Genomic DNA, 11,718 nt, shown 5'->3' with positions numbered 1-11,718 from the left:
CCCGCTACGACAAACGCGCCCTCCACTACAAAGCCATGGTCACCATCGCCTGCCTACGACTCTGGCTGCCATGACTTTGCGGACACGACCTAGGGGACCACCTCGAAGTCCGTCGCCCGCATCCGCTTCAGTGCCCGCAGGTCCGCCCGCTGGAACGGCCGCACCGGCACCGTCAGCACCGGGCACACCGCGTGCCGCCGTACGTGGCGGTGGGCCGCCCGGCCCAGGCTGCGGGGGCGTACGCCGACGACGAGCAGGTCGTCGGGGTGCGTCGCGACCTCCACCAGGGCCGGTCCCGGGCGGTCGCGCACCACGCGGAGCGTCACGTCGAGGTCGGGCGGAAGGCCGCCGAGCGCCTCGGCGAACGCCGCCGCGAGGCGGGCGCGGGCCTCCTCGTACCAGTGCCGGGCCCACGCGGCGTCCGGCCACCGCCGGTACATGGCCTCGCCCTCCGGCGGCTCCCACGCGAGCACCGCCACCAGGGGCCGCCCCGACCGCCGGGCCTCGGCGGCCGCCGAGCGCAACGCGGCCAGGCTCGCCGGGGAACCGCTCACCCCGGCCACCACGCGCCCACCGACCCGCTCGCCGTCCATGACACCCCTCCTCGTACACGCACCGCGGCCGCCTCCAGGCCACTCCGTACCGATCGAGCCCCACTCTGTACGCTGATTGGCCTGGACAGCAGGGCCAATCACGGAGTTGTGGCATGGGTGACGAGACGGTGGTCCGCAGCGTGGACGGCGGCGGGCGCGGGTTCGGCGGCAGGCGGCTCGGCGCGCTCGTGACCGGTGTGGCCGGGGAGCGGCCCGGCTACCGTGCGCTCGCGCAGGGCGTGCGGACGCTGCTCCTGGACGGGCGGATCCCACTGCACACCCGGCTGCCCGCGGAGCGCGAGTTCGCGGCCTCCCTCGGAGTCAGCAGGGCCACCGTCACGGCCGCGTACGACCTGCTGCGCGAGAGCGGGTACGCGCGCAGCAGGCGCGGCGCCGGGACGTGGACCGAGCTGCCGGAGGGCGCGCGTCCGACCGTCGTGGCGACGCCCGCCGCCGGGGACGATGTCATCGATCTGGCGGTCGCCGCGCCCGGGTTCCTGGAGGACGAGCTGTCGGCCGCGTACGCCGCCGCGGCCCCGGACGTCGCCCGGCACGCGGTGACCAACGGCTACCACCCGTACGGGCTTCCGGAGCTGCGCGCCCAGATCGCCGAGCGGTACACGCGGCGCGGCCTGCCCACGCTGCCCGAGCAGATCCTGGTCACGACGGGCGCCCAGCAGGCCGTATCCCTCACCCTCACGCTGCTGGGCAGGCCCGGCGACCGGATCGTGGTCGAGAACCCCTCGTACGCCAACGCCCTGTCGGTGATCCGGCAGTTGGGGCTGCGGACCGCGCCGGTGCCGGTCACCGAGGACGGCTGGGACGTGGAGCTGATCGGCGCGACGCTGCGGCAGTCGGCGCCCCGGCTCGCGTATCTGATTCCCGACTTCCAGAACCCGACGGGCCGGCTCATGCCGAGCGAGCAGCGGCGGCGGATCATCGCCGCCGCGCGGGCGACCGGCACCTGGCTGGTCATCGACGAGACCATCGCGGACATCGCGCTCGACGGGGTGAGCGAGCCGCCGTTCGCCTCGCTCGCGCCACCCGGCGGGGGCGAACAGATCGTCACTGTCGGCTCGTTGAGCAAGGGGCACTGGAGCGGCCTTCGGGTCGGCTGGGTGCGCGCGGGCACCCGTCTGATCACCGAGCTGACGGCGCTGCGGGTGACCGCGGACATGTCGGGCTCGGTCCTCGACCAGCTGGTGGCGGGGCGGCTCCTCGACCGTGAGGAGAGCATTCTGCGCGGCCGGATCCCGGTGCTGCGCGAGCGCCGCGACCGGCTCACGGAGGCGCTCGGCCGCGAATTCCCGGACTGGCGCTGGCAGGTGCCGCCCGGCGGGCTCTCCCTCTGGGTGGATCTGGGGCGGCCGGTCGCCTCGGCGCTCGGGCGGGCGGCGCTGCGGCACGGGGTGCGGATCGAGGGCGGTTCGCGGTTCGGCGCGGACCCCGGCACGTTCGAGCACCGGCTGCGCGTGCCCTACGTCCAGCCGGTCGAGGTCGCGGAGGAGGCGGTGCGGCGGATCGCGGCGGCCCTCGACGGCGGGCTCGGCGGGGCGGAGGAGGAGCCGGGGCGGCCGCACTGGGTGGCGTAGCGCGCTGTTGCGAAAGAAAGGGGGCCGCGCCGAATGGCGCGGCCCCCTTCTCGTCTGCTCGTCCCCGAGGACGTCAGCCCTTCGCCGGCGGTCCTCCGAACAGCTCCACGGCGCCCCTGACCTGGGACAGCGCCCCGGACAGCGCGCTCACGGAACCGATCGCCCCCGCGACCAGCAACAGTGAGCGACGCAGCCTGGGCACCTCGGGCCGGCCCCCGCCGGCCATCGCGTCCAGCGCCGCGAGCTCGTCCTCGGCGATCCCCCGGTCGGGAAACTCGACCGGATGCGCGGCGAGTTCCCGGCGCAACCGGGACACCGCGGTGCGCAGCTCGTCCACCCGCGGGTCCTCGTCGCTCCCGGTCACAAGCCTCTGCTCCACGCTCCGCAACACAGCTCTCCCCCTCGCACGTCCTTGTGCGTGTGTTGTCCTGCTCAGGTACTTCTCGGGTCCTACTCACGCGTAACCCGGCCGGAGCGTCGGTCGGGCGTCCAACTCGGGTTTGTGGCGGCCCAGTTAACGCCACGCGCAAGCGTTTCGCCAGTCCGTTGCGCAAGGCAACTGTGAAAATCCGAACGACTTCGGTCGCGCCTTGCGTGCGATATGCAAGGGGCATGACGACGAAGAGCACAGGCACGGTGGCGGGGCTGCTGCTCGCCGCGGGCGGCGGGCGCCGGCTCGGCGGCCGACCCAAGGCACTCCTCGAACACCGCGGGCGGCCGCTCGTGGAGCACGCGGTGCGCATTCTGCGCGCGGGGGGATGCGATCCCGTGCACGTGGTACTCGGGGCGGCGGCCCGCGACGTACGGGAGCGGGCCGACCTCGACGGGTGCCGGGTGACGGAGAACCCGGACTGGGGGGACGGCATGGGTTCCTCGCTGCGGGCGGGGCTCGAAGCGCTCGCGGACACGGCGGCGGACGCCGCGCTCGTCCTCCTGGTGGATCAGCCTGGGATCGGACCCGACGCGGTGGCGCGCGTGCGTGCGGCATACGCATCGCCCGCCTCGCTCGCGGCGGCCGCGTACGGCGGGGAGCGCGGGCATCCGGTGCTGTTCGGCCGGGACCACTGGGCGGGGATCGCGGCGAGCGCGAGCGGCGACCGCGGCGCGCGCGCGTACCTCAAGGAGCGCACGGGGGTGCTGGAGCTCGTGGAGTGCGGGGACATCGCCGAGGCGTACGACATCGACACGGAGGCCGATCTCAAGCACCTTGAGTAAGTCGGATGGCACGCAGAGCCACGTTCTGTCGACTCTGAGAATCTCGACGTCAACAAACCATTGAACTTCCACAATGAGGAAACTAATATCCACTGTTGAGAAGGGCCGGTCCCCCAAAGCGGGGCCAGCAGTCATACCCAGGCGGCCCCGGCACCCAGTGCCGCCGGCGCCGTTCGCTCGCTGAAGGAAGTGACAGCCACATGTCCGCACCAGCGCCGTCCCCGCTGGCCATCGTCGACGCCGAGACCCTCCCCGGACAGGGCGAGGTGCTCACCGAGGCGGCCCTCGCCTTCGTGGCCGAGCTGCACCGCCTGTTCACGCCCCGGCGTGACGAGCTGCTCGCCCGTCGCACCGAGCGCCGCGCCGAGATCGCCCGCACCTCCACGCTCGACTTCCTCCCGGAGACCGCCGCCGTCCGCGCGGACGACACCTGGAAGGTCGCCGAGGCTCCGGCCGCCCTGAACGACCGCCGCGTCGAGATCACCGGCCCGACCGACCGCAAGATGACCATCAACGCGCTCAACTCCGGCGCGAAGATCTGGCTCGCCGACTTCGAGGACGCCTCCGCCCCCACGTGGGAGAACGTCATCGGCGGCCAGCTCAACCTGACCAACGCCTACAACCGCGCCATCGACTTCACGGACGAGCGCTCCGGCAAGTCGTACGCGCTGAAGTCCGCCGACGAACTGGCCACGGTCGTCATGCGCCCGCGCGGCTGGCACCTGAACGAGCGCCACCTCGTGGACGAGGCCGGCAAGCCGGTCCCCGGCGCGCTCGTCGACTTCGGCCTGTACTTCTTCCACAACGCGAAGAAGCTCATCGAGCTCGGCAAGGGCCCGTACTTCTACCTCCCGAAGACGGAGTCGCACCTGGAGGCCCGCCTCTGGAACGAGATCTTCGTCTTCGCGCAGGACTACGTCGGCATCCCGCAGGGCACCGTGCGCGCCACGGTCCTGATCGAGACGATCACGGCCGCGTACGAGATGGAGGAGATCCTCTACGAGCTGCGCGACCACGCCTCCGGCCTGAACGCGGGTCGCTGGGACTACCTCTTCTCCATCGTCAAGAACTTCCGTGACGGCGGCCAGAAGTTCGTCCTGCCGGACCGCAACGCGGTGACGATGACGGCCCCGTTCATGCGCGCGTACACGGAGCTCCTCGTCCGTACGTGCCACAAGCGCGGCGCACACGCCATCGGCGGCATGGCGGCCTTCATCCCGTCCCGCAGGGACGCCGAGGTCAACAAGGTGGCCTTCGCGAAGGTCCGCGACGACAAGGACCGCGAGGCCGGCGACGGCTTCGACGGCTCCTGGGTCGCGCACCCGGACCTCGTCCCGATCGCCATGGAGTCCTTCGACAAGGTCCTCGGCGAGAAGCCGAACCAGAAGGACCGTCTGCGCGAGGACGTCTCGGTGGCCGCCGGTGACCTGATCGCCATCGACTCCCTCGACGCGAAGCCCACCTACGACGGCCTCGTCAACGCCGTCCAGGTCGGCATCCGTTACATCGAGGCGTGGCTGCGCGGCCTCGGCGCCGTCGCGATCTTCAACCTCATGGAGGACGCGGCCACGGCGGAGATCTCCCGCTCCCAGATCTGGCAGTGGATCAACGCCGGTGTCGTCCTCGACAACGGCGAGCCGGTCACCGCCGAGCTGGCCCGCAAGGTCGCCGCCGAGGAGCTGGCGAACATCAAGACCGAGATCGGCGACGAGGCGTTCGCCGCCGGCAAGTGGCAGCAGGCCCACGACCTCCTCCTCCAGGTCTCCCTGGACGCGGACTACGCGGACTTCCTGACGCTCCCGGCGTACGAGCAGCTCGGCTGACGCATACGCGGTGAAGTGGGGCCCGGCGCCGGGGTGGCGCCGGGCCCCGCCCGCGTTCTCAGCCCAGGTCGTCCGAGTGTCCCGCCGCGAGGCGCGGCCAGTGCGGGATGGGCCGGCCCCCGCTGCGCAGCCGGATGTCCTCGGCCGGTTCCCCCTGGCCCTGCGGCCAGCCCTCCGGCGAGTCCTCCCACAGCTCCTGGCGGCCGTAGGCGGTGAGGTCCATCAGCCGGTAGCTGTTGTCCAGCTGTTCCACGCCGCGCAGCGTGGTCCACCAGGTCTCGAAGACGCGGTCGCCGTCCCGCAGATAGCTCACCAGGTGCATCATGCCGACGTGCCGGCCGACGAGGAGCCGGTCCAGGGAGGGCACCGCCGAGTACCAGGGCATGTCCCAGCCCATGAAGTCCCGGTAGCGCCTGCTCTCGTCGTACGGGCCCTGGCACAGGACCGCGTACGTGATGTCGCGCGAGTGCAGATACGACAGCTCCCTGACCTGGCTCGCGCACCACGTGCAGCCCTCGCACTGCTCTGCGGCCGGCCGGCCCTCGCGCCACATGAAGTAGTACGCGAGGAGCTGTCGGCGCCCCTCGAAGGCGTCGAGCAGCGTGAGCGGTCCGTCGGGCCCGGTCAGCTCCAGGCCGCCGTCCACCTCCACCATGGGCAGCCGGCGCCGGGCGGCGGCGATGGCGTCGCCCTCGCGGGTGTGGGCCTTCTCGCGTGCGCGCAGCTTGCCGACCTCGGCCTCGAAGGCGGCCCGGTCGGTCACCGGCGGCAGCGCAGGTGCGTGGTCGCTCATGACTCCTTCTCCCTTCCCGCGTCCGGCACTTCGGCCAGTTCCTTGAGGCGCAGCAGGCGGGTCTCCCAGGAACGGCCGATCCGGTCGAGCTCCCGGGCGAGCGCCCCCAGCCGGGCGCCGACGGCGATGTGGACCACCTCGCGGCCGCGCTGCTCGGACTCGACGAGCCCGACCTCGCGCAGCACCTCCAGGTGCTTGCCGATGGCCTGCCGACTCACCGGCAGCTCGCGGGCGAGCGCGGACGCCGACATCGGGCCCCGCCCCAGTTGGGTGAGTATCTCCCAGCGGGTCGCGTCGCCGAGCGCGGCACACATGACGGAGGGCTCGGCGCTCACGCGCGGGCCTCGACGAACGTCTTCGCGGCGGCGAGTTCGGTGAGCCAGCCCTCGTCGTTGCCCGCGCGTTCCTTGAGCCATGCGGCCGGGTCGTCGGCGAGGCCGGAGAACCCGCTCTCGACGACGCGCAGGGTCACGCCGCCCTCCGGGCGTTCGTCGATCCAGAACTCGACGAGGGTCGAGGCCGTGGACTCGTCCCGGTACGGGGTGCCGATCCAGCGGAACGCGGCGTAGCGCGGCTTGTCGAGCTCGACGGTGCGGAACCGGAACTCGCCCAGCGTGGCGTGGCGCACGACGGCGACGTCTCCCTCGTACCGGATGTCGGGCTCGGCCTCGACGGTGCCGTCGTTGACGTACCACCCAGGTCGTACGACCAGGTCCCAGACCCGGTCGGCGGGGGCGTCGATGTCGATGCGGCGGGCGATGCGGTCGAGTTCCGCGAGGTCGGCGGCGGTGTGAGTGGCGTGGGTGTCGGACATGGGGTCCTCCTGACGACTCTTCCTGCAACTCCAGGGTTGCACATGATGCCGCGACCCGCAATGGGCGGGTTGCAGGTTGGGGTTCGCCGTTCCGAAGGCGTCAGCCCACGTGGCGGGACCAGTCCTGTTCTGCCGGGGGCTTTCCGTGGAGGTCGGGGACGCGTTTCAGCCAGGCGGGGCGGCCGCGTTCCGTCGCCGCCGCGCGCCGCGCGTCGGCCGCCGCCAGTTCGTCGCGGGACGGGAAGTCCGTGGGCAGCCAGGAGGCGGAGGTGCGGGCGCGGGCCAGGAGGTAAGTGACGTACGCGTCCCGCGCCTCGTCGGGCGTGGCGAAGTCCGTGAGCCACGCGTCCGGGACCAGGGACAGGATCTCGTGGAGCAGCCCCTCCGTGACCTTCGGCGCCAGCTCCGCGTCGGCCGCGCGCGTGTCGGGGCCGTACCCGCCGAGCGCGTGGTGCCGGAAGTCGTACGCCTTCGCCGGGTCCGCGCCGTCCCACCGGTGGTGGAAGACGAGCGCCGCACCGTGGTCGATCAGCCACAGCTTCGGCGGGGCGATGCCGAGCGTGGGCCAGACCATGAGGTTCGAACTGTGCACCGTACGGTCCACGTTGACGGTGAGCGCGTCGAGCCAGACGACTCGGCCCGCCTCCAGCGGGTCGACCGGAAAGGACTCCGCGACCTCCGGCGTGAAGTCGACCGCGCCCGGCAGGAAGTCCATCCCGAGGTTGAGGCCGGCGCTGGCCTCCAGGAGCTCCTTGACCTCCTGGTGCGGCTCGTCCGCCCCGAGTGCCGGATCGAAGTCCGCGAGCACCAACTCCGGGAAGCGCAGCCCGAACGCGCGCGCCAGCTCACCCACGACGATCTCCGCGACGAGCGCCTTCACGCCCTGCGCGGACCCGGTGAACTTGAGGACGTACGTACCGAGGTCGTCGGCCTCGACCACGCCCGGCACGGAGCCGCCGGTGCGCAGCGGGTTCACGTAGCGGGTCGCGGTGATCTCTCTGAGCGTGGGCACCAGGTCAGGCTAGTACTTCCCCCCCGGTCAGGCGTCCTGGCGCAGGACCTGTTCGAGGAGCGAGATCAGCGTCTCCTTGCCGGACTCCCGATCCCGGGCGTCGCACAGCAGCACCGTGGTGTCCGGGCCGAGGTCGAGCGCGCGGGAGACCGCTTCCGAGGAGTGGGACCGCACGCCGTCGAAGCAGTTGACGGCGACGATGAACGGGATGCCGCGGCTCTCGAAGTAGTCGACCGCCGGGAAGCAGTCGGCGAGCCGGCGGGTGTCCGCGAGGACGACCGCGCCCAGGCATCCCGTCGCCAGCTCGTCCCACAGGAACCAGAAACGGTCCTGGCCCGGCGTGCCGAACAGGTACAGCGCGAGGTTCTCGCGCAGCGTGATGCGGCCGAAGTCCATGGCCACGGTCGTCGTCGACTTGGTGGTGATGCCGTCGAGGTGGTCCACGCCGCGCGAGGCGACCGTGAGGTCCTCCTCGGTGCGCAGCGGACGGATCTCGCTGACGGACTCCACCATCGTGGTCTTGCCGACGCCGAAGCCACCCGCGATCAGCACCTTCAGGGCCGTGAAGTCGGCGCGGGCGGTCTGGTCAGAGTGCGCGAAGGCCATTGATCACTTCTCGGAGGAGGTGGGCGTCGGGGCGGGCGTACCCGGCGGGTGCGCCCGTGGCGGGGTCGGCGGCCGGGGTGCTGGGCGGCGTGACCCTGACGAGGGACTTCACCGCCAGGTCGCCGAGCAGCACGCGTACGACGCCGAGCGGGAGGCCGGAGTCGGAGGCCAGGTCGACCAGCGGGCGCGGGCCCCGCAGGCACAGGGCGAGCAGCTCGCGCTGTTCGGGCGGCAGCGGGCCCTGCGGCCTGGTGCGGGTGGGGCGGACGATGGCCATCAGGTCCATGCGTTCCGCGCCGTTGCCGGTGCGGGCGCGGCCCGCGGTCATGGCGTAGAGCCGGACCAGGGGCCCCGCGTCCTCGTCGTAGCGGTCGGACCAGGCGTCCATGCGGTCGGGGGGCTGTGACGTCACGGAGTATCGCCGTCCGAGCGGGTCGGTACGCCGAGGTGCTCGCGGACCCGGTCGACGAGCAGCGCCATCTCGTACGCGACGAGGCCGATGTCGGCGTGGCCGTCGGTGAACACGGCGAGGCAGGAGCCCTCGCCCGCGGCGACCACGAACAGGAAGCCGCCCTCCAGTTCGACCATCGTCTGGACGACGCCGCCCGCGGAGAAGTGGCGGCCAGCGCCCTTGGCGAGGGAGTGGAAGCCGGAGGCGATCGCGCAGAAGCGTTCGGACTCGTCGCGGCCGAGGCCGGTGGAGGCGCCGACGCAGAGGCCGTCGCCGGAGAGCATGACCACGTACCGGACTTCCAGGACGCGGGCGGCCAGCTCGTCGAGGAGCCAGTCGATGCCCATGCGGTGTTCGTCCTGGCTGCCGAGGCCGGTGACGTTGTACGTCGGGGTCATCGGGGTCCTCCGTCTTCCTCGCGGGCGGCGCGGGCGCGGCGGCGGCCCGAGCTCAGCGACGTCATGGTGGCGCGGGCGGCTTCCGGCGACCGTCCGCCGGCCCTCGTGCCCTCGCTCTGCGCGGGTGCGGTGTCCCGCAACTCGGGACTGATGTTGGCCTGCCGTACGCGCCGCGGAAGGTCTTCTCCGGTGCCGGGGTCGGCGTCCTGATCGTGGGTGCGCTGCACCGGGGTCTCCGCCATGCCGTGGTCGACGCCTTCCGTATCTGGCACGCCGCGCCGGGGTGCCTCCCCCAAGCTCTCGAACTTCGCTCGAGCAGGGGGGACCCCCTCGCCCACCCTGCCGCCCAAGGCGGCAGATTGCCCAAGGCGGGGCGGCACCGTACGGGTGGGCAGATCAAGCTCCTCGGCTTGCTCAGCACGCGGGCGGGTGGGCAGATCAAGCCCCGCCGGCGATTGAGGCGCGGGGTCCGGGGCGGAGCCCCGGGGCGCAGGGCGGTCGAGATGCATCGCTTCCAACAGGTTCTGCGGGATGAAGACGACCGCGGTGATGCCCCCGTAAACGGACCGCCGCAGCGTGACATCCAACCGCTGCCGCTCCGCGAGCCGGTTGACCACGAAGAGCCCGAGCTTGCGGGAGTCGAGCAGGTCGATGTCACTGGCCGTGATCCGCGCGTTGGCATCGGCCAGCGCCTCGTCGCTCATGCCGAGCCCACGGTCCTCGATCTCCAGACAGGCCCCCGCCCCGACCGGCTCACCGCGCACCACCACGGGCGTGTGCGGCGGCGAGAACGCCGAGGCGTTCTCGGCGAGTTCGGCGACGAGGTGGACCACATCCGCGACGGCCGAACCCGCGAGGGACAGGTCGGGGATGTCCTGGAGCTGGACCCGGTCGAAGTCGGGCGTCTCCGCGAGGCCCGCACGGACCGCGTCGATCAGCGGCACCGGATTGCGCCAGGCACGCCCCGGCGCCGAACCGGAGAGGATGAGCAGGGACTCGGCGTGCCGGCGCATGCGCGTCGTCAAGTGGTCGATGCGGAACAGGTCCTCGAGGTCGGTGGGGTCCTCCGTGCGGCGTTCCATCGCGTCGAGGAGGTCGAGCTGCCGGTGCAGCAGCACCTGGCTGCGCCGGGCCAGCGACACGTACACACCGGAGACACCCGTGAGGACCGCGGCCCGGTCCGCGACCGCGCGCAGCGCCGCGCGCTGCACGGTGGTGAGGGCCGCGGCGACCTGCCCGACCTCGTCGCTGTGCGGCGTCTCGTCGAGCGGCGCCTCCTTGTCGAGGTCGACGTCCTCGCCGTTGTGGATGCGCCGCATGGAGGCGGGCAGCCGGGTCGCCGCCATGTCGAGCGCGGCGTTGCGCAGGCCCGTCAGGTCGGCGACGAGCCCACGCCCGATCCGTACCGACAGCAACAGCGACACGATCACACCGACGAGCCCGAGCAGCACGGCGATGCCGGAACTGCCCAGCGAGGACAGGGAGTACGGCTCGGCGCCCGCGGCCTCGTCGATCGCGCGCGACTCGGCCTTGTCCAGGGCGGTCAGGGTGGCGCGCACGTCCGACTGCCAGCGCCCGGCGGGCACCGCGTCGGTGGCGTGCCCGGCACCCGCGGCGAGCACCATGTCCTGCACGTGCTCCAGGTCCTTGGCGCCGGCGGTGCCGAGCGCGGCACGGAAGGCGGCGGCGTCACCGTCCGGCAGGTCGGGCAGCGCGGCCTCGGTGAGGCTGCGCTGCACCGCCACGTCGCCGACGAAGTCGCGGTACTGGGCGGGCGTCATACCCCCCGCGGCCGCGTGCGCGGCGCCGAGCAGCGCGTCCTGGCGGCTCAACGCGTCGCGGGCGCGGGCGAGTTGGAGGAGCGTACGGGCGGTGTCGCTGTCGGCCGCCGCGAGTCCGGCCCGTACGGACAGGGCCCGCTGGACGGCGGTGTCGTAGCCGCCGATGGTGTCGGTGCCGCCCCGGGCGCCGGCCTTCTGGCGCGGCCCGGACAGCGAGTCGGCGCTGAACTTGAGCTTCTGGATGCGGTCGGGCAACGCGGCGTCGAGGTCGGCGAGGTCGGTGCTGATGGAGCGCAGGCCCGCGTTGAGCGCGCCGACGGCCTTGTCGGTGCGGGCGGTCGCGTCGGTGAAGTCCTGGCGCGTGGTGGCGTCGTGGGCGGCGCGGTACTTCATGGCGGCCGCGCGCTCGCCCTGGACGGCGACGGTGAAGCGGGAAATCGGCGTGACAAGCGCCGAGTTCACCTCCTTCAGCTGCTCCTTGTCGGATATCTGGGACGCCGTGGTCACCGCGGCGTGCCCCCACAGCGCCATCACGGAGACGACGGGGACCGTGAGCAGGGTGACGACCTTGGCTCTGATCGATTTGGAGCGCAGCCGTTCGGGCAGCGGAAAGCGCGCGGGCATGGGGAAGCTCCTCGGC

13 protein-coding genes are annotated in these 11,718 nt (G+C 72.5%); 3 read left to right on the top strand and 10 right to left on the bottom strand.

Annotation, left to right across the window (positions count from 1 at the left end; all coding sequences use genetic code 11):
• Positions 1-89: 89 nt before the first annotated feature.
• A complete protein-coding gene (locus ACIA8D_RS26025; protein ID WP_399235700.1) occupies positions 90-593 on the bottom strand; it encodes a universal stress protein in 504 nt (167 codons plus the stop codon).
• Positions 594-706: 113 nt separating this feature from the next.
• On the opposite strand from ACIA8D_RS26025, the gene ACIA8D_RS26020 reads away from it, so the two are divergent.
• On the top strand, positions 707-2,185 hold the full coding sequence (locus tag ACIA8D_RS26020; RefSeq protein ID WP_399235702.1) for a PLP-dependent aminotransferase family protein: 1,479 nt from the start codon (positions 707-709) through the stop codon (positions 2,183-2,185).
• A gap of 73 nt (positions 2,186-2,258) precedes the next feature.
• Here the strand turns inward: ACIA8D_RS26020 and ACIA8D_RS26015 are convergent, their stop codons facing one another.
• Positions 2,259-2,576, bottom strand: coding sequence for a DUF5955 family protein (locus ACIA8D_RS26015; protein WP_399235704.1), 318 nt, complete (start codon positions 2,574-2,576; stop codon positions 2,259-2,261).
• Positions 2,577-2,797: 221 nt separating this feature from the next.
• Here ACIA8D_RS26015 and ACIA8D_RS26010 point away from each other — a divergent pair, with 221 nt between their 5' ends.
• A complete protein-coding gene (locus ACIA8D_RS26010; protein ID WP_399235705.1) occupies positions 2,798-3,400 on the top strand; it encodes an NTP transferase domain-containing protein in 603 nt (200 codons plus the stop codon).
• Between the two features lie 200 nt (positions 3,401-3,600).
• Positions 3,601-5,223 carry a malate synthase A gene (gene aceB, locus ACIA8D_RS26005; RefSeq protein ID WP_399235706.1) on the top strand — a complete coding sequence of 541 codons (1,623 nt, stop codon included), beginning with the start codon at positions 3,601-3,603 and terminating at the stop codon, positions 5,221-5,223.
• A 58-nt stretch (positions 5,224-5,281) separates the two neighbouring features.
• On the opposite strand, the gene ACIA8D_RS26000 is transcribed toward aceB, so the two are convergent.
• The 8 genes from ACIA8D_RS26000 to ACIA8D_RS25965 all read right to left on the bottom strand — a co-directional run bounded on the left by ACIA8D_RS26000 (position 5,282) and on the right by ACIA8D_RS25965 (position 11,702).
• Positions 5,282-6,016 carry a DUF899 family protein gene (locus ACIA8D_RS26000; RefSeq protein WP_399235708.1) on the bottom strand — a complete coding sequence of 245 codons (735 nt, stop codon included), beginning with the start codon at positions 6,014-6,016 and terminating at the stop codon, positions 5,282-5,284.
• Positions 6,013-6,351, bottom strand: coding sequence for an ArsR/SmtB family transcription factor (locus tag ACIA8D_RS25995; protein ID WP_399235710.1), 339 nt, complete (start codon positions 6,349-6,351; stop codon positions 6,013-6,015). The genes ACIA8D_RS26000 and ACIA8D_RS25995 overlap by 4 nt, the downstream gene beginning before the upstream one ends.
• A complete protein-coding gene (locus ACIA8D_RS25990) occupies positions 6,348-6,830 on the bottom strand; it encodes an ATPase (protein ID WP_399235712.1) in 483 nt (160 codons plus the stop codon). Before ACIA8D_RS25990 ends, ACIA8D_RS25995 begins: the two co-directional genes overlap by 4 nt.
• A gap of 100 nt (positions 6,831-6,930) precedes the next feature.
• The gene (locus ACIA8D_RS25985; RefSeq protein WP_399235813.1) at positions 6,931-7,845 is read right to left on the bottom strand and encodes a HipA family kinase; all 915 of its coding nucleotides are present in this window, start codon (positions 7,843-7,845) and stop codon (positions 6,931-6,933) included.
• Positions 7,846-7,869: 24 nt separating this feature from the next.
• The gene (locus ACIA8D_RS25980) at positions 7,870-8,448 is read right to left on the bottom strand and encodes a GTP-binding protein (protein ID WP_399235714.1); all 579 of its coding nucleotides are present in this window, start codon (positions 8,446-8,448) and stop codon (positions 7,870-7,872) included.
• On the bottom strand, positions 8,429-8,836 hold the full coding sequence (locus tag ACIA8D_RS25975) for a DUF742 domain-containing protein (protein WP_399235815.1): 408 nt from the start codon (positions 8,834-8,836) through the stop codon (positions 8,429-8,431). Before ACIA8D_RS25975 ends, ACIA8D_RS25980 begins: the two co-directional genes overlap by 20 nt.
• Before the next feature lie 20 nt (positions 8,837-8,856).
• Positions 8,857-9,297: a roadblock/LC7 domain-containing protein gene (locus tag ACIA8D_RS25970; RefSeq protein WP_399235715.1), complete on the bottom strand. Its 441-nt coding sequence runs from the start codon at positions 9,295-9,297 to the stop codon at positions 8,857-8,859.
• Positions 9,294-11,702 (bottom strand): nitrate- and nitrite sensing domain-containing protein, encoded by a 2,409-nt coding sequence (locus tag ACIA8D_RS25965; RefSeq protein ID WP_399235716.1) that lies wholly within the window; start codon positions 11,700-11,702, stop codon positions 9,294-9,296. The genes ACIA8D_RS25970 and ACIA8D_RS25965 overlap by 4 nt, the downstream gene beginning before the upstream one ends.
• Positions 11,703-11,718 lie beyond the last annotated feature (16 nt).

It is taken from the genome of Streptomyces sp. NPDC051684 (assembly GCF_044453445.1).
Classification (GTDB): domain Bacteria; phylum Actinomycetota; class Actinomycetes; order Streptomycetales; family Streptomycetaceae; genus Streptomyces.
The sequence above is the reverse complement of the archived record's forward strand: the minus strand, read 5'-3'. Positions and strand labels throughout refer to the sequence as shown.

What these genes read in the sequence shown, in the direction of transcription:
- ACIA8D_RS26010 (WP_399235705.1), top strand. Translation starts at nt 2,798, where the DNA reads ATGACGACGAAGAGCACAGGCACGGTGGCGGGGCTGCTGCTCGCCGCG.
- aceB (WP_399235706.1), top strand. Translation starts at nt 3,601, where the DNA reads ATGTCCGCACCAGCGCCGTCCCCGCTGGCCATCGTCGACGCCGAGACC.
- ACIA8D_RS25975 (WP_399235815.1), bottom strand. Translation starts at nt 8,836, where the DNA reads ATGGACGCCTGGTCCGACCGCTACGACGAGGACGCGGGGCCCCTGGTC.
- ACIA8D_RS26020 (WP_399235702.1), top strand. Translation starts at nt 707, where the DNA reads ATGGGTGACGAGACGGTGGTCCGCAGCGTGGACGGCGGCGGGCGCGGG.
- ACIA8D_RS25970 (WP_399235715.1), bottom strand. Translation starts at nt 9,297, where the DNA reads ATGACCCCGACGTACAACGTCACCGGCCTCGGCAGCCAGGACGAACAC.
- ACIA8D_RS26025 (WP_399235700.1), bottom strand. Translation starts at nt 593, where the DNA reads ATGGACGGCGAGCGGGTCGGTGGGCGCGTGGTGGCCGGGGTGAGCGGT.
- ACIA8D_RS25980 (WP_399235714.1), bottom strand. Translation starts at nt 8,448, where the DNA reads ATGGCCTTCGCGCACTCTGACCAGACCGCCCGCGCCGACTTCACGGCC.
- ACIA8D_RS25965 (WP_399235716.1), bottom strand. Translation starts at nt 11,702, where the DNA reads ATGCCCGCGCGCTTTCCGCTGCCCGAACGGCTGCGCTCCAAATCGATC.
- ACIA8D_RS25990 (WP_399235712.1), bottom strand. Translation starts at nt 6,830, where the DNA reads ATGTCCGACACCCACGCCACTCACACCGCCGCCGACCTCGCGGAACTC.
- ACIA8D_RS26000 (WP_399235708.1), bottom strand. Translation starts at nt 6,016, where the DNA reads ATGAGCGACCACGCACCTGCGCTGCCGCCGGTGACCGACCGGGCCGCC.